This window comes from Brevundimonas diminuta 3F5N (genome assembly GCF_900163625.1).
Lineage (GTDB): Bacteria > Pseudomonadota > Alphaproteobacteria > Caulobacterales > Caulobacteraceae > Brevundimonas > Brevundimonas diminuta_A.
The window spans coordinates 24428-41195 of sequence record NZ_FUIE01000060.1 but is presented as its reverse complement, the minus strand read 5'-3'; the positions used below and the strand labels follow the sequence as shown (position 1 = coordinate 41195).

At 60.3% G+C, this 16768-nt stretch carries 10 protein-coding genes; 6 read left to right on the top strand and 4 right to left on the bottom strand.

The window, feature by feature from the left end:
* Positions 1-46 precede the first annotated feature (46 nt).
* Positions 47-1132, bottom strand: a complete 1086-nt coding sequence (locus tag FM111_RS11775; RefSeq protein ID WP_046653875.1) for a glycosyltransferase family 4 protein — start codon at positions 1130-1132, stop codon at positions 47-49.
* 264 nt (positions 1133-1396) lie between these two features.
* On the opposite strand from FM111_RS11775, the gene putA reads away from it, so the two are divergent.
* The gene (gene putA / locus FM111_RS11770) at positions 1397-4507 is read left to right on the top strand and encodes a bifunctional proline dehydrogenase/L-glutamate gamma-semialdehyde dehydrogenase PutA (RefSeq protein ID WP_256968238.1); all 3111 of its coding nucleotides are present in this window, start codon (positions 1397-1399) and stop codon (positions 4505-4507) included.
* A 64-nt stretch (positions 4508-4571) separates the two neighbouring features.
* Here the strand turns inward: putA and FM111_RS11765 are convergent, their stop codons facing one another.
* From FM111_RS11765 to FM111_RS11755, 3 genes are all read right to left on the bottom strand, one after another.
* The gene (locus FM111_RS11765) at positions 4572-5198 is read right to left on the bottom strand and encodes a D-sedoheptulose-7-phosphate isomerase (protein WP_087141130.1); all 627 of its coding nucleotides are present in this window, start codon (positions 5196-5198) and stop codon (positions 4572-4574) included.
* 1 nt (position 5199) lies between these two features.
* Positions 5200-6171, bottom strand: a complete 972-nt coding sequence (locus FM111_RS11760; RefSeq protein WP_218779211.1) for a GHMP family kinase ATP-binding protein — start codon at positions 6169-6171, stop codon at positions 5200-5202.
* Between the two features lie 112 nt (positions 6172-6283).
* Positions 6284-7252: an SDR family NAD(P)-dependent oxidoreductase gene (locus FM111_RS11755; RefSeq protein ID WP_087141128.1), complete on the bottom strand. Its 969-nt coding sequence runs from the start codon at positions 7250-7252 to the stop codon at positions 6284-6286.
* Positions 7253-7459: 207 nt separating this feature from the next.
* Here FM111_RS11755 and FM111_RS11750 point away from each other — a divergent pair, with 207 nt between their 5' ends.
* From FM111_RS11750 to rfbF, 5 genes are all read left to right on the top strand, one after another.
* Positions 7460-8695 (top strand): HAD-IIIA family hydrolase, encoded by a 1236-nt coding sequence (locus tag FM111_RS11750; protein ID WP_087141127.1) that lies wholly within the window; start codon positions 7460-7462, stop codon positions 8693-8695.
* Positions 8696-8792: 97 nt separating this feature from the next.
* Positions 8793-11873: a glycosyltransferase gene (locus FM111_RS11745; protein WP_143276109.1), complete on the top strand. Its 3081-nt coding sequence runs from the start codon at positions 8793-8795 to the stop codon at positions 11871-11873.
* Positions 11860-12741, top strand: coding sequence for a class I SAM-dependent methyltransferase (locus FM111_RS11740; protein WP_087141125.1), 882 nt, complete (start codon positions 11860-11862; stop codon positions 12739-12741). The genes FM111_RS11745 and FM111_RS11740 overlap by 14 nt, the downstream gene beginning before the upstream one ends.
* Before the next feature lie 135 nt (positions 12742-12876).
* The gene (locus FM111_RS11735; protein ID WP_087141124.1) at positions 12877-15948 is read left to right on the top strand and encodes a rhamnan synthesis F family protein; all 3072 of its coding nucleotides are present in this window, start codon (positions 12877-12879) and stop codon (positions 15946-15948) included.
* Positions 15948-16748 carry a glucose-1-phosphate cytidylyltransferase gene (gene rfbF, locus FM111_RS11730; protein ID WP_087141123.1) on the top strand — a complete coding sequence of 267 codons (801 nt, stop codon included), beginning with the start codon at positions 15948-15950 and terminating at the stop codon, positions 16746-16748. The genes FM111_RS11735 and rfbF overlap by 1 nt, the downstream gene beginning before the upstream one ends.
* The last annotated feature ends 20 nt before the right edge of the window (positions 16749-16768 follow it).

Below are 16768 nucleotides of genomic sequence, written 5' to 3'. Positions count from 1 at the left end.
CATCGTCCGGGGCGTTTTTGTCTGCTCGCGAAGCTGTGGTCAGCTGTTAGGCCGCGACGCGTCGCCGCAGCCGCGCCACCCGACGCAGGCGGCGCCAGAAGCGGCCGCGGGCGGGCTCGGGATAGGGTTGCAGGTTTTCGACGAACTGCTCGGCCGAGGCGCGCCAGCTGAACTTTTCCGCATAGGCGCGGACGTCCTTGCGGTCGAGCTCAAGGCACTTCAGGCAGGCGGTCTTCAGGTCGTCGTCGATGAAGCCCGCGCCCGAGCCGGGGATGATGTCGATCGGGCCGTGCGCCGGATAGGCGGCGACCGGCGTGCCGGTGCCCATGGCTTCCAGAATCACCAGGCCGAAGGTGTCGGTCCAACTGGGGAAGACGAAGACGTCGGCGTCGGCGAAGCAGCGCGCCAGATCCTCGCCGAACTTGGCGCCGAGGAATTTTGCGTCGGGGTATTTCTCTTCGAGCTCGGCGCGGGCCGGGCCGTCGCCGACAATGATCTTGGTGCCGGGCAGGTCCAGGCCGAGGAAGGTTTCGATGTTCTTCTCGACCGCCACCCGGCCGACGTTGAGGAAGAAGGGGCGCGGCCAGTTCTCGCCGCCCATCTCCTTGTAGATCGGCTCCAGGTCGGGACGGAACAGCTCGGTGTCCACGCCGCGCGTCCACGGCGAGACGTTCTTGAAGCCGTGCTCGACCAGTTCATCGCGCAGGGTCGGGGTGGCGACCATCAGGCGGCCCGACGGCTTGTGGAACCACTTCATATAGGCGTAGCCGACCTGCACCGGGATCGGGAAACGGGCCGAGACGTATTCCGGGAATTTGGTGTGATAGCTGGTCGTGAACGGCAGCTTCCACTCCACGCAGATGCGCCGCGTGGCGATGCCCAGGGGGCCTTCTGTGGCGATGTGGACGGCCTCGGGCTCGAAGGCGCGCAGGCGTTCGCGAATCTCTTCCTCGGCGCCCAGGGCCAGGCGAATCTCGGGATAGGTGGGGCAGGGGATGGTCTTGAACTGGCTGGGTTCGATGACCTCCACCTCATGACCCATGGCGCGGCATTCGGCCACGGTGCGGGTCAGGGTGCGGACGACGCCGTTGACCTGAGGCTCCCAGGCGTCGGTGACCAGAACAATGCGCATGAAGTCGATAGGGCCTTGAGCCGTTTCGCGAAGGCGAAACTTCTAGACGCTCCGCATGACGAAGGCGAGACGGCATGATAGAGCAGGGTGTGAACAGGGTTCACCTCTTCGCGAACGGCCATGTTGAGCCGCATCTCATTTTTGAGTGAGCGAATTACCAGAAGATTCTGCGATCATCCGAATTCTGTTCGGTTTTCGGCGTGATGATGTGGTGCACATTCGGCTCTCAACGTCATATATGCGGAAATTCACAGGATGGATTTCATGACGCCGACCGATCTTCGCCATTGGGATGAGCTGGACCGGAACAAGTACCGGGACGAACGTGAGGTGGTGGCCGAACTGCTGGCCGCCGAACCGCTGACGCCTGACGGTCGTGCGGCGGTTCTGAACGACGCCATCGCCCTGGTCGAAAGCGCCCGCAAGAGCCAGAAGCGCCAGGGCGTGGTCGAGAGCTTCCTACAGGAATTCAGCCTGGGCACCCGTGAAGGTCTGGCCCTGATGTGCCTGGCTGAGGCTCTTCTGCGCACGCCGGACGCGGGCACCCGCGACCGCCTGATCGCCGAGAAGATCGGCTCGGCCGACTGGGCCAGCCACATGGGTCAGTCGGACAGCCTGTTCGTCAACGCCTCGACCTGGGGTCTGATGCTGACCGGCAAGCTGGTCGACGTCGACGAGGAGGCGCGCAGCGACCTGCCGAACTTCCTCAAGCGTCTGGTCGGGCGTATGGGCGAGCCGGTCATCCGTCAGGCCGTCGCCACCGCCGTCAAGATCATGGGCGAGCAGTTCGTCGTCGGCCGCACCATCGAGGGCGCACTGAAGCGGTCGGACCGCGAGGAGTGGCTGTGCAGCTTCGACATGCTGGGCGAGGGCGCCCGCACCGCCGAAGACGCTGAGCGCTATGAGAAGATCTACGCCGACGCCATCGAGGCCGTGGGCAAGACCGCCAAGGGCGAAGGCCCCGAGCGCGGGCACGGCGTCTCGGTCAAGCTGTCGGCCCTGTCGCCGCGCTATCAGGCGGTTCAGGAAGACCGGGTCTGGGAGGAGCTGTATCCTCGCATCCTGCGTCTGGCGCTGATCGCCGCCAAATACGACATCAACTACACCATCGACGCCGAAGAGGCCGACCGCCTGGCTCTGTCGCTGAAGCTGCTGGAGCGGCTGGCGCGCGAACCGGCGCTGGGCGACTGGCAGGGCCTCGGCCTGGCCGTTCAGGCCTATCAGAAGCGCACGACCGAGACGGTCGCCAAGCTCGCCGAACTGGCCAAATCCTCGGGCCGTCGCCTGATGGTGCGCCTGGTCAAGGGCGCCTATTGGGACACCGAGATCAAGCTGGCCCAGGTCAACGGCCGCACCGACTATCCGGTCTTCACGACCAAGCCGGCGACCGACCTCAACTATCTGGTCTGCGCGAAGGCGCTGATCGAGGCCTCGCCCTACATCTTCGCCCAGTTCGCCACCCACAACGCCCATACCCTGGCCGCCGTGCACCGTATGGCCGCCGATCGCGGCGTGACCATCGAGTTCCAGCGCCTGCACGGCATGGGCGAGGCCCTCTATGACGGCGCCAAGGCCGAGTGGGGCGACGTCGTCGTGCGCGCCTACGCCCCCGTCGGCGGCCATGAGGAACTGCTGCCCTACCTGGTGCGCCGCCTGCTGGAGAACGGCGCCAACTCCTCCTTCGTCCATGCCCTGCTGGACGAGCGCGTGCCTGCGGCCGACGTGGCCGCCGATCCCATCACCTCGGTCGAGGCTCAGCCTGACCGCCATCCGAAGATCCCTGTACCCATGAACATCTACGGTGACCGCCAGAACTCCCTCGGCCGCGACTATTCGCAGGCTGCCGACCGCGAGCGCCATGCGGCCGCTCTGGAGCGTGTCGACAGCGAGAAGCTGACCGCCGGCCCGATCATCGGCGGCAAGCTGCGCGCCGGCGTGAACGCGCAGGATGTCACCAACCCCTATGACCGTACGCGCGTGCTGGGCCATGTGTCGGAAGCCTCGGTCGAGGACGTCGACGCCGCCGTCAACGCCGCCGCCAACGCCCAGGTCGCCTGGGATCGTCTGGGCGGCGCGGGCCGCGCCCCGGTCCTGCGCGCCATGGCCGACGCCCTGGAAGCCGACCTGGACCGTCTGGTCGCCCTGCTGTCGCGTGAAGCGGGCAAGACGCTGAACGACGGCGTCGCCGAGGTGCGCGAAGCCGCCGACTTCTGCCGCTACTACGCCCTGCTGGCCGAGCGCGACTTCGGCGGCCGCCAGACCCTGAAGGGCCCGACCGGCGAGACCAACGAACTGGTCCTGCACGGCCGCGGCGTCTTCGCCGCCATCAGCCCCTGGAACTTCCCGCTGGCCATCTTCACCGGCCAGATCGCCGCTGCGCTCGCCGCCGGCAACGCCGTGGTGGCCAAGCCTGCCGAACAGACGCCGCTGATCGCGGCCGAAGCCGTGCGCCTCTACTACAAGGCCGGTCTGAACCCTGACCTGCTGGCCCTGGTCCCCGGCCGTGGCGAGACGGTCGGCGTAGCCCTGACCGGCCATCCGGGCGTCGACGGCGTGGCCTTCACCGGCGGCACCGACACCGCCTCGGCGATCAACCGTGGCCTGGCCGCGCGTCCGGGCGCCATCATCCCCTTCATCGCTGAAACGGGCGGCCTGAACGGCATGTTCGTCGACACCACGGCGCTGAAAGAACAGATCATCGACGACGTCATCCTGTCGGCCTTCGGCTCGGCGGGTCAGCGTTGCTCGGCCCTGCGCGTCCTCTATGCGCCCAAGGATTCGGCCGACGCCCTGATCGAGGGCCTGAAGGGCGCCCTGGCGGCCCAGGTGATGGGCGACCCGACCGACGCCAAGACTGACATCGGCCCGGTGATCGACGCCGAAAGCCGCGCCAGCCTGGAAGCCCACGTCGAGCGCCTGTCCAAGGAAGCCAAGATCATCGCCCGCGCCGAACTGCCGGCCGGCGCGGATAAGGGCGACCTGTTTGCCCCGACCATCGCCGAGATCCCGACCCCGGACTTCCTCGAGCGTGAAGTCTTCGGCCCGATCCTGCACGTCTACCGCTATGAGCCGAAGGATCTGGAAAAGGTCGCGGGCAAGCTGGCCGCGCGCGGCTTCGGTCTGACGTTGGGCGTCCACAGCCGCATCGACGCCTTCGCCAAGGAAGTCATGGAGCTGGTTCCAGCGGGCAACGTCTACGTCAACCGCTCGATCATCGGCGCGGTGGTCGGCGTCCAGCCCTTCGGCGGCGAAGGCCTCAGCGGCACCGGCCCCAAGGCCGGCGGCCCCAACAGCCTGATCCGCTACGCCGCCGAAAAGGCCATCAGCATCAACATCGCCGCCCAGGGCGGGGATCCGGCGTTGTTGAATCTTTAGCGCCTGATTTGTGACGGCCTTAGCGACGTCTCGGTCGTAGCGATCCTACGCAGTCCGAGACGTCCTAAAATCTCACGTGGCCTAGATCGCCTTGATCCAATAGCGCGCCCATCCGCAGGCTCTGGGCCAAGATATGCATCAGTGACTGGTGAATGTCTTCGATGACACCGTAGTTGCGTGCGGCCACGTGCAAGGAAATATCCGCCTCTGCAGCTGCGGGGCCTCCGTCGAAGCCTGTCAGAGACAGCACCTTCATACCCTTGTCGTGAGCGGTCCTGACCGCTGACACGATATTGGGTGAGGTTCCAGATGAGCTTATCGCCACTAGAACGTCACCTGGTCGACCGAGTGAACGCAGCGGTAGTGCGAACATTTCTTCGACGCCGATGTCGTTGACGATTGCGCTCATCAGTTCTGGCGCCGACGACAGACTGTGAACCCGTGGCTTGAGCGATGTTCCAGCCTGAACGCCCTTTAGGCAGTCGCATAGCAAATGATTGGAAATCGCCGCCGAACCGCCATTCCCGCAAGAAAAAATCGTTCGATCACTCGATATAGCTTCTTTCAGGAGTATTTCTGCAGCCAGTATATTTTCTCTTGAGACTGACTTCCACGCCCTAGTGATTTCTTCAAGATAGGCTTCGAGATACTGGTCGGCGCCTGAAATCGGTTGGCTTGGAAAGAGCGTCATTTTATTTCTGCTCGTTATTTTTTCTAAGTGAAAGCAAGATTTCCGATCCGGCCGGCTCAAAGTTGAACGCTACCCGTCGAAGACCGACGGCTTTCTCAATAGCGTCGTGGAGATCAGGTGGCGCGAAGAAAGCCAAGAAGCCGCCGGAGCCTGCACCCAGCAACTTGCCGCCCTCTGCGCCTGCGGCAATAGCGACGTCATGCCAACGGTCGATGTCTCCGTTGCTGATGCCGCTTGCTAACCCCTTCTTCAAGGACCAGTTCTCGCGCAAAATTTCGCCGAAACTGTCAAGTCGGCCTGTGCAAAGCTCATCTCGTAAAACATAAGCCAGCTCGACCATGCGGCCTAGTTGTGCACGCGATTTTGAATCGTCCGTAACCTGTTCAGATTGTCGTGCGAGAATGTCAGACGCGCTGCGCGTCACACCCGTGTAGAAGACGACCAGCTTTGAAAATAGCTCAGTCAGGATTTCCGGTCGAATGCTCAGGGGCTCTACCGAAACGCTGCCCTCAGGATTGAACGTGATGAGGTTCAGCCCTCCATAAGCCGCAGCATACTGGTCCTGTTTACCGATCGGCGCGCCGCACCGTTCGATCTCGATCTCGCTGGCCGTGGCAGCCAGCCACTCGGCAGAGGAATTTAGGCCCTTGTAAGCATTGACAGCATTCAGGAGCCCGACGGTAAAGCTGCTCGAGGACCCTAATCCCGTTCCTCTTGAAGGGATGTCCGCTGTGGTCGTTACTTCGACACCGCCTTTGATACCCATGGTCTCCAATGCTGCGCGGAAAAGCCTATGCTGGATTTGGTCAAGCGAGGCGACTTCTTCGGTTTGTGAGTAGGCTAGGCGGATGCCACCGTCGAACTTCGGATTGATGCTGACGTAGACATACTTGTCGATCGTCGTACTCAAGACTGCGCCGGGCGCCGTCTTGTAGAATGCGGGTAGGTCGCTGCCGCCGCCCACGAAGCTCATTCGCAGCGGAGTTCTTGATATGATCATAGTGAGAAGGTGGGCAAAGAAGCAGTGTGCCGCTGGGACCGAACGGAAAATCGCGACAGAATTCGCATGTGGCTTGTGTAATCCATCAGGCGTGCTGCTCCGGCCCGACGATTTCCTCGATGGCGCGGATGATCGTCTGGGCCGAAGAGCGCGAAGGCTTCCAACCTGTGTCCGTCAAGCGCTGAACCGAATACCGGAAGGAAGGAACATCGCCGACCCAGCCGCGGGGACCCTCGCCGTAGACGATGGCGGCGTTTGGAGAAACACGGTCACGCACCGTCTCGGCAATGAAGCGAACCGTCACGCCGTCGTCGCTGGGGCCAATGTTGAAAGTCAGGCGGCGGCCTTCCAGTGTTGAAATATGCAACATCGCCTCGATCAGATCATCGACGTGGAGGTAGGCCTTCCGCTGAGTGCCGTCTCCCAGGACGTCGAGTCGTGCAGGGGTGGCGCGCAACTTATTCACGAAGTCGAAGATGACCCCGTGTGTCGCCGGCGCGCCGACGACGTTGGGAAAACGATAGATTTCAGCCCTCGGAAGATAGGCTTCAACCGCTGCATTGATCTGGGCCTCTGAAGCCAATTTCATAGCGCCATAGTTCGAGATCGGCGCTAGCGGGCCGATGTCCTCAAAAATAGCGACATTCCCGAACGGCCCATAGATCGCGGAGCTCGAAGCAAATCTGAGAGTATGAGCCTCGGTTCGCCTCATCAAATCCAGCACGCCGAAGGTTGTCTGGAACGTCCGGTGCAGGTCGATATGAGGATCTGCAATGCCTGCGGGAATGTCTGAGTTGGCGGCCAGATGCCAGACGTCGTTCAGTTGACCGCCGACGGAGGTCAGGGCTTCGGCCATGGCGCCGGCGTCAGCGCAGTCGACCTGACGAAACTGGACGCGCGAATCCTGAACAAGCGCAGCGATGCGATCTTCGCCCCCGCGTGAAAGATCGTCTAGAATCAATATGCGGCGACCTGAGGCGGCCAGATGCTCGACAAGGTTCTTGCCAATGAAACCGGCTCCGCCGGTGACGATGTCGATCTTGTCGGAATCCATGGTCGCTCCCTGAGGCTGGCCTTATAGTCAAAAAATGACGATCACAACCGCTTACTGTTCGGAGGCCTGAGAGGCGCTTTCAAGCCTTTAGGCTTTCCTTTATTCAACCCGCTCTTGGGATTAATAAGGCCGCACTTGACGGGCGGCGAGGGCACCATGCCATCCCGACGGATTATTGTCAGTGAATGCAACCATCGAGATCCAGGCATGACCGTACAAATTCGTCAGGCTGTCATCCTTTGCGGAGGGTTGGGTACACGTCTGGGTGGGCTGACGCGTGACACGCCAAAGCCTCTCCTACCGGTGGACGGTACGCCGTTCCTGCAGATGTTAATGCAGGAGATTACGCGTTATGGCATTGATCGCTTCTTGCTTCTTGCGGCCTACAAATCCGAACAGTTCCAAGATTTTGCTGGGCAAGTGGCTCAAGCTCTCGGGCGTTTTGTGACGGTTGAAGTCTCCATCGAGCCTGACCAGGCTGGTACGGGAGGTGCCCTGTTTCATGCGCGTGAAAGACTGGACGACGCCTTTTACCTCTTTAACGGCGATACTCTGCTGGATGTGCCTCTCGACGCACTTGCTCGGAAGCTTGCAGATTCGCGTAACATTGGCTGCCTCGCTCTCAGATATGTGCCGGACGCCTCGCGATATGGCGTAGTGGATGTCGATGCGGATCGGATCGTTCGGTTCGGCCGAGCGTCATTGCCTGGAGAAGCTGCGTGGATCAACGGCGGCGTGGCGGCGTTTCGCCGATCTTTCGTCGACAGATTGCAGCCTCGGGGGGCATTCGAGGTCCAAGCCTTGCCCGACCTCGCCAACGAGGGGGCGCTTGCCGCGGTCAAGGCGCAAGGCTTCTTCATCGACATCGGAGTGCCGGCTGATTTTGAACGCGGCCAAATCGAAATTCCCAACTACCGACGCCGACCAGCTGTCTTTTTCGACAAGAACGGCGTGGTCAACCTCGACCATGGCCACGTCGGTCAAGTCGAGCGATTCGAATGGGTGCCTGGCGCGCGAGAGGCGATAGCTTTGGTCAATTCGAAAGGCTTTTACGCCTTCCTAGTTACAAACCAGGCGAGTATCGCCAAGGGACTATATTCAGAAGCGGACCATCACGCGTTAAGTCGGCATATGCGCGCCGGATTGTCGCAGTCTGGTGCGTGGTTTGATGACGAGCGGCACTGTCCTTGTCATCTCGATGGCGTAGACCCTGCCTACAGGAAGGCGTCAGATTGGCGTAAGCTCGAGCCAGGTATGCTGCTGGATTTGATGCGGTTTTGGCCGGTAGATAAGGTTCGAAGCGTAATGATCGGAGACCGGGATAGCGACATGAAGGCAGCCGCTGCAGCAGGAATCGCCGGTCGTCAGTTTACCGGTGAAGGTCCCCTAGACGAGTTCGTTTCCGGAGTTCTGGACGACCTGCTGGGAAGGGGCGGCGCTTGAATGGATGAAGTAAGTCGCCCGCAGTGATTGCGCTGTGAGGGTCATAAGTGCAAATGGCGTGCGACTTTTTAAAATTGCCTTCGAGCCGATCTGCTTCATGAATAACAAGACGCTGATGACTGCAGACAGTGCCGATCTGCCTCGGCCTCTGCGCGTGTTGAGAAAGCGTCTTCGTGCGTTGGGCCTCTGGACGACCGCCAAGGGGGGGGGCAAGGCGTCTCCGGGTTGGGGATCGCTGGCTGAGATGGGCGAGGCTGCTCCTCGCGCTCTGCAACGCTGGTTCGAACCGATGGACCGTTATTCGGCGTGGCGGGCAGTCAACGTCCTTACGCCGGCCGCGTTGTCGGATTTGCAGCAGGCGATAAAGGTCGCGAGGCCGAAAGTCCGATTTTCGATCATAACCCCTGTCTACAATACCGGTGCGGAGCATCTGCACGAAACCGTCCAATCTGTGCTTGGCCAGGTTTATGGCGATTGGGAGTTGTGGCTGTCGGATGACGCCAGCACTAACACTGACACGCGCCGCGCCCTGGCTGAGGTTGCGGGCCTCGATAAGCGTATCCGCACCCTTGCTTCGTCGCAGAACGGGGGAATCAGTGTGGCGACGAACGCTGCGGCGGCCAAGGCGAAGGGCGATGTTCTGGTCTTTCTCGACCATGATGACTTGCTGACGCCAGATTGTTTGGCAGAACTGGCCCTTTATTACACGGCGCATCCGGACGCGGATATCGTTTACAGCGATGACGATAAGCTAGATGATGAGGGGCGGTTCTATGCGCCTCAATTCAAACCCGACTGGTCGCCGGCGCTTCTGACCAGCTTCATGTATATGAGCCACGTGTTCACGGTCAGGCGTTCGCTGTTCGCAGAACTCGGCGGCTTCCGGTCCGATTTCGATGGCTCCCAGGATTATGACTTCGCCCTGCGCGCCAGCGAACGGGCCAGGCATGTCGGCCATATTCCCCGTGTCCTGTACCACTGGCGCGCCGTGGTAGGATCGACCGCAGTTTCCGGCGAGGCCAAGCCGCACAGTTTCGAAGCGGGAAGACGAGCCGTTCAGGGTCATCTCGATCGAGTAGGTGTTGCTGGGCAGGTGACGCACCCCGACTGGGCGCAGGCCGCCAAGGTGGGCATGTTCTCGATCCGGTTCCCAGATGAGGGGCCGTTGGTCACAATCATTGTGCCGACATACAACGCAGTGGATCTGCTGTCCGTCTGCCTGAAGTCGCTAGAACTCACGACGTATCGCAATTATCGGGTGATGGTCGTGGACAACGACAGTGATTGCCCGGACACTCTGGCCTACCTTGAGAGCGTGTCGCTGGAGCCTCATGTCTGGGTCGAGCGCATTTCAAAGAGCGACGGCAGGTTCAACTACGCGGCCTTGATGAATGAGGCGGTGGCTCGTGCGGACGGCGACCTGATCCTGTTCCTCAACAATGACACCAAGGTCATTGAGCCTTCCTGGCTCAGCCAGATGGTTGGGTTGGCGGGGTTTGAAGGCGTTGGTTCTGTAGGCGCACGCCTTCGGTTTGCAGACGACCACATTCAGCACGCAGGCATCATCCAGGGGTATCACGACGGGTTGGCGGGCCATGCCTTCCGAGGACTCCATGCCAGCCAGTGGGGCTATCTGGGTCTGATGCGCGCGCCTCACGAGCAGATGGCGGTGACAGCCGCCTGCATGCTGACGCCGCGCGCTCTGTTTCGGGAGATGGGCGGGTTTGACGCCACGACCTTTGCGGTTGCCTATAATGATGCGGACTATGGTTTCCGGCTGCATCAAGCGGGCTACCGCAATCTGTATTGCCCGGAAGCGGAACTCTATCATTTTGAAGGCCGCACCCGGGCCAAGGTCGACGACCCCCGCGAAGTCGCATCAATGCGCAAGCTCTATGGTCGTGCAGTCGATCCTTTTCACAACCCCAACCTCTCTCTGGACGACGAGTTGCTGCAGGTCGCAGCGCGGCGCCTGCCCATGCGAGCTGCACGGCCGGTGAAGGTGGGGGTGTTCAGTCACAATCTTCGGCATGAAGGCGCGCCCAAAACCCTTTGCGATCTGATCGTCGGCCTCCAGAAAGCCGGCGTCATAGAGCCGATCGTCTATGCGCCGGCGACAGGGCCGCTTGAGTTTGACTACGCTGAAGCTGGCATAGAGGTTCGCCTTGTCTCCGAGGCTTCGCCAGATTCAAATCTGGCTGACTATGTGGCGGTACAATCAACGCTCGCAACGGAATTTCGGTCTGCGGCGCTCGAAGTAATCGTCGCTAATACGCTTACGGCGCATCATGCGATAGGCGCGGCCGCTCGTGCGGGGCTTCCCTCAATCTGGTGCCAACACGAAAGCGAGCCTTGGTCCGGCTATTACAACGCGCTCGCGCCGGCTGTGCAATTTCATGCATATGCAGCCTTTGCCCAAGCTTATGCCGTGACTTATGTGGCGGACGCTACTCGGCGAGCCTGGGGGGCCGTGCAGACCCGATTCAACGCGGTCACCATCCGTCACGCCATCCCTGCCTCCATCCTAGCTGAAGAAACCTCGCGATGGACTCGAAAAGAGGCCCGGCGGCGGCTTGGCCTTCACGAGGACGAGGTCGTCGTGATCCTCCCGGGGACTGTATGCGCCCGCAAGGGGCAGCAGGATATCGTGGATGCGGTTCTTTTATTGCCGCCTGAACAGCGTGAGCGGATCAAGATTCTGATCGTTGGCGCGCTAGTTGAACCAGAATACGCCGTGCGCCTGGCGAGCACGATCGAAGCTTGCGAGCTGGCGGTTGCGTCGCGCATCGAACTGGTTGGCCCTGTCGACGACATGAGCCTCTACTATGCTGCGTCGGACATGATGGCTTGTACGTCCAGAACCGAGAGCGCGCCGCGCGTTCTGGTGGAGGCTATGGCGTTCGGTCTGCCCATCGTCACCACGCCGGTGTTCGGTATTCCCGAGGTGGTGGAGGAGGGGGTTAACGCCATCTTCTACAGTCCCGGCGACACGAAGGCGCTTGCCGGGCACATCTCCGTTCTGGCAGCAGACGTCGAGCGTCGAGCTGTCATGGCCGATGCGGGGCGCGCGGTTCTCAAATCGCGCCCCAACTACGACGATATGCTTCAAAAATATGCTGCATTGATCCGCGAAGCGGCGCTTGCGGGCTCTTGGAAAGCGATTGATGACCGATATTGAAACGACCGCGTCTCACTGGGACGCGAAATACGCCGCCGCCACTCAATCGGCCTGGATTCAGAATCCAATCGTCGAACAGACCCTTTACCAGCGGATGACGGGCCAGCGCGGTTTCTGGCTTGACTGGGTCTTCAATCATGTTCTTCCGCAGGCGGAAAACCTTCTGTCGGTCGGATGCGGTGACGGTTCACATGAGTTGCTGCTCGCTCGCCGCGGTTTCGCTAAGCGGGTTGTGGCGTTCGACGCTGCGCCGGGCGCCATTCAGCGCGCTCAGGAAACTGCGGACGCCGAGGGGTTGCCGATTGAATTCCGTAACAGCCTGTTCGAAGAGTTTGTGGCGAATCCGGGGCCCGAAAACGCGCATGACGTCGTGCTCTTCTCGGGCTCCCTCCATCATGTAACCGACCTCGAGGGCATGCTGTCCGCCGTGCAGCATGTCCTGAAACCAGGTGGGAAGGTGATCGTGAATGAGTATTGCGGTCCTTGCTATCAATTGTATCCGCCGAGCCAGGTGCGGACCGTCGATCGAGTCGTCGCGAGCTTGCCCGAGGAGTTTCGTTCCGCCGACCGACTCGCGATGCCGACCATGGGAATGATAATGGCCTCGGACCCGACCGAGGGTGTTCGGTCTGCCCTGATCCCGCTTCTCGTGCCGATGTATTTCGAGCGCGAGTACGAGCGTTTCGTCGGGGGAGGGCTGCTTCATCCGCTTTTCGGCTGTCTGAACGCCAGCCGGGTCAACGACGGGTCGGCCGAAAGTCGAATGCTAGTTGAAATGTTGATACTGCTGGAAGACGAGTTAACGCAGGCTGGAGTTCTGCAGCACGACTTTATGTTCGGAATTTACAGCAATAACTTGAGGGGTTGATCTTTTTCTAAGGAAGATCGTCTACCGTTTCGCTTCAAGTCTTAGCAACGTTGACTGTCTTGGGGCCATGCCCTATTCCATCCTGGTGCCGGTGCAGCGCGACCGGCTCGGGGACATAACTAAGTGCGGTGGTTGATGCCTGTTTCTAAAGAAAAAAATTTAAAAAAGAAGTTGGCGCCCCGTTTCAGCTCCAATACCGAATTCGATAAGAGGGGGCGTCCGTCATGCGCCGCTTATTTCGACGAGGTCTGGTATTCAAATGCTCACCTTGAGGGCGCCAGAACGGCTGACGCCTGGGGCCATTATATCGCCCATGCGCGAGAGCCTGGTTTCGATCCTAACCCGGCGTTCGACAGCGCCTGGTATGCGAAGCGCTTCATGTCGAAGGCCGACAAGCGAAGCCCTCTAACGCACTATGTACAACAGGGGCGCCGAGAGGGCGCCTCGCCGTCCCCGTGGTTCGATCCGTGGTGGTATCTAAAGGTATACGCTGATGTTGGCGAGGCGGGTGTTGAGCCGCTTCACCATTACCTCGTATATGGAGCTGCGGAACGCCGATCGCCTGGGCCTTATTTCGACGCGGCCTGGTATGTCGCGCGGCATCCCGAGGTGGCTTCTTTGTCGAAAGATCCGCTGAAGCACTACCTTGCTCATGTTGGGATTTCCGGCTTCGAACCCAATCCTCTTGAGGCTACCCCTGCTGATGCGGCCATGCCTTCGAAATTGTCTGCGTTGTTTGATGCGGGGTGGTATCTAAGCGCTTACCCTGACATCGCTGCGGCCGATATCGATCCTGTATGGCATTACTTAGAGGCTGGGCGATATGAAGGACGAAAACCTAACCCGTTCTTCGATCCAAATTACTATGTGCGCAACCATCCGGAGGTCGCCCTGGAGGATGCGCTCGGTCACTATGTGATCCATGGGCGTGGCGCGGATCATGATCCCTGCCCCTTTTTCGCCAGCGCCTGGTACGCTGAAACCTATCTGGGGGACGCCCCGAACGCCAATCCGCTCCAGCATTATCTAGAAGAGGGGGGGCGGCTCGGCTATTCGCCTCACCCCCTCTTCGATGAAGCGCGTTATCTCAAGGGGAATGCCGATGTCGCTAAGTTGGTGCGAAACGGCGCGATGCGGTCTGGCTACTATCACTTCGTTCGCTGGGGAGCTGGCGAGATCGAGAACGGAAACTTCCGGCACCTTTCCTTCACATGGGGGAAGTACGATCTCGACTATGATGCAGGTGCTTATGCGACTGACAACCCCGATGTGGCGAAGGCGATCTCCTCTGGGCAGGTTCACAGCAGGCTGGAGCATCTCTTTGTTTACGGCTGGCGTGAGGCGATGGACGGCCTACGGGCGATATACGGTCCTCGTCATGCCGTAAGGCTATTGAAGACTGTTGCTGGTCAGGCGTCCGGCAAGACGGGCCGTTACCTGTGCCTGTTCGCCCACTATGACCGCGACGATCTGGTGGATCCTTATGTCGTTATCTATTTGAAGTCGCTGCGGGCCATGGATGTAGACATTGTCTTCATCACTGCGGTGACGGATGATAAACAGTTGGCCAAGGTCAAGCCTCTCGTTTCACAGATCCTCGTGAAGAACGAGGCCGGGCGGGACTTCGGTTCCTGGTGGCTGGGGCTGAAAACGCTCGGCATGGATTGCGGCAAGGGCTATCAGCGGGTCATCTTCGCCAATGACAGCATCTATTTCCCGGTTCGGCCGATTGCGCCGCTCTTCGCGGACATGGAGGCCAAGGGCTATAATTTCTATGGTCTGAGCGATTCCCGCGACCTGGAAACCTATCACCTACAGAGTTTCTTCCTCGCGTTTGATGCCAGGGCGCAAGAGGTGGTGTTCCCGGAATTCATGACGCGGTTCGAGCGCAACTATGTGCTCACCAAGTGGGGGCAGATCCGGGAATATGAACTCGGGTTGACGGGGATCGCTCAGACCGGGGGGCTTTCGGTGGGGGCCTTCTTCTCGAGTGACGACGCCCGCGAGGAGATCATCAAGGACTCGCGTTTCCGGCGGTGGGGCATGGTCGATATCGGCCTCAACAACATTAACCCGACACATGATCTCTGGGATTTGGTCATCGGCCATTACGGCTGGCCGGGGCTAAAGCTGGAACTACTCCGAGACAACCCCAAGGGGGCGACCGGATTCGAAGCTTTGCCGCAGTTGATTGCGGACGGCGAGGTTCCGATCGAGGTCATCGAGGCGCACCAGAAGCGTTCGAAGGAACCGGCGATCCTAGTCCGGAACGTGAAGCCGACCGTGATCGACAGGGTCGCTTTGATAAAACACGTCAAGGGCAAGGGGCGCGATGTGGCGGATCGCCTGGTGCTCTTCGCGCACTACGATCCGCAGGCCGTCATCGACCCGCACGTCGTGTATCAAGTCAAGGCGTTGGAGCGGGCGGGCTGCGCGGTCGCCTTCATCACCTCCGTCAAGGATAGCAAGGAGTTGAGCCAGATCGTCCCCCATGTGCGGGATGTCCTGATCAAGACCGATGCAGGGCGTGATTTCGGCTCATGGGATTTGGCGATCAAGGCCCTGAAGTCGGAGTTGGCGTCGTTCGGTTCCGTCATCTGGATGAACGACAGCACCTACTTCCCGCTGTTCGACCCGAAGCCGATGTTCCAAACTATGGCGAACCGAGGCGCAGACTTCTGGGGCATTATCGATAGTGAAAATGTGACCTGGCACGCGATGAGTTGGTTCTGGTCGTTCGGGCGCAAGGCGATATCGGACGGGTGGTTTGATTGGTACTTGGACGAGTACAGCCCCGCCTATTCGAAGTGGGCGCAGATTCATAACTACGAAATGCGCATTCCCAGGCTCATCAAGGCCTCCGGGTTGAAGACTGATATCTATCTTCCCGTGACGAAGATGCGCGATCACATCCTGACCAATTATCCCGATCATCAGCGGATCGAAGTCGCGCGGCGTGGGGATTTCAATATCGCTCATGACTTCTGGCGTGAGGGTATCGTCGATTTTCAATGTCCTGCCCTGAAGGTCGAACTGATCCGCGACAATCCGTTGGGAATCGACATCGCTTCCCTGCTAGGGGTTGTCGGTAGTCAAACGGAATACGATCCCGACCTGATCAGGCGTCACATCGCGCGGCTAAAAACCGCTCATCTCCCGTCGCCTGCCTGGGCTGATCTTGGCCAACTTACTGCAAGAGACTCTTGATGGATCCCGCCAAAACACCCGTTTTCATTCTCGCCGGCGGTCTTGGTACGCGGCTGAAGGAGCACACCGAGTTCCGTCCCAAGCCGATGGTCGAGGTCGGCGGGCGGCCGATCCTGTGGCATATCATGCGGTGGTACGGGAAGTTCGGTTTCCGCAAGTTCGTGATCTGCGCCGGCTTCAAGTCGGAAGTGATCAAGGACTATTTCCTCAACTACGACGCCATGAATTCGGACTTCACCACCAATCTGGCGGACAGGAGCATCGAGATTCACGGCGCTCACCACGAGGAGGACTGGGAAGTCACAGTCGCCTATACGGGCGAACTGACGATGACCGGCGGCCGCATCGGTCGCGCCGTGAGCAAATATCTGGGTGACGCGGAGCATTTCGCCGTGACCTACGGCGACGGCGTCACCGACGCCGACCTGGAAGCCGAATTTGCCTTCCACCTGGATCACGGCAAGCTAGGGACGGTGCTCGCTATCAACCCGCCGTCCCGCTTTGGCGAGCTGCTGACCGACGGGGACACTGTGACGACCTTCGCTGAAAAGCCGGAGTTGTCGAATACATGGATTAACGGCGGTTACTTCTTCTTCCGCCGCGAGTTCGCCAAATACCTCAATGAAAACGTGGGTCTGGTGCTCGAGAAGGAGCCCCTGACACAGCTCGCGGCTGACCACCAGCTAAACATATTCCGTCATCGGTCGTTCTGGGCGTGCATGGATACGCAGCGCGACCGTGACGAACTGGACGAGCTCTGGCGCTCACGCAAAGCGCCGTGGGATACCCGCGACAAGTGATCGCTGACATACAACTAACG

Coding starts and splice junctions, on each gene's coding strand:
- FM111_RS11775 (WP_046653875.1), bottom strand. CDS start 1,132: ATGCGCATTGTTCTGGTCACCGACGCCTGGGAGCCTCAGGTCAACGGC.
- FM111_RS11740 (WP_087141125.1), top strand. CDS start 11,860: ATGACCGATATTGAAACGACCGCGTCTCACTGGGACGCGAAATACGCC.
- putA (WP_256968238.1), top strand. CDS start 1,397: ATGACGCCGACCGATCTTCGCCATTGGGATGAGCTGGACCGGAACAAG.
- FM111_RS11765 (WP_087141130.1), bottom strand. CDS start 5,198: ATGACGCTCTTTCCAAGCCAACCGATTTCAGGCGCCGACCAGTATCTC.
- FM111_RS11760 (WP_218779211.1), bottom strand. CDS start 6,171: ATGAGCTTCGTGGGCGGCGGCAGCGACCTACCCGCATTCTACAAGACG.
- rfbF (WP_087141123.1), top strand. CDS start 15,948: ATGGATCCCGCCAAAACACCCGTTTTCATTCTCGCCGGCGGTCTTGGT.
- FM111_RS11755 (WP_087141128.1), bottom strand. CDS start 7,252: ATGGATTCCGACAAGATCGACATCGTCACCGGCGGAGCCGGTTTCATT.
- FM111_RS11735 (WP_087141124.1), top strand. CDS start 12,877: ATGCCTGTTTCTAAAGAAAAAAATTTAAAAAAGAAGTTGGCGCCCCGT.
- FM111_RS11750 (WP_087141127.1), top strand. CDS start 7,460: ATGACCGTACAAATTCGTCAGGCTGTCATCCTTTGCGGAGGGTTGGGT.
- FM111_RS11745 (WP_143276109.1), top strand. CDS start 8,793: ATGAATAACAAGACGCTGATGACTGCAGACAGTGCCGATCTGCCTCGG.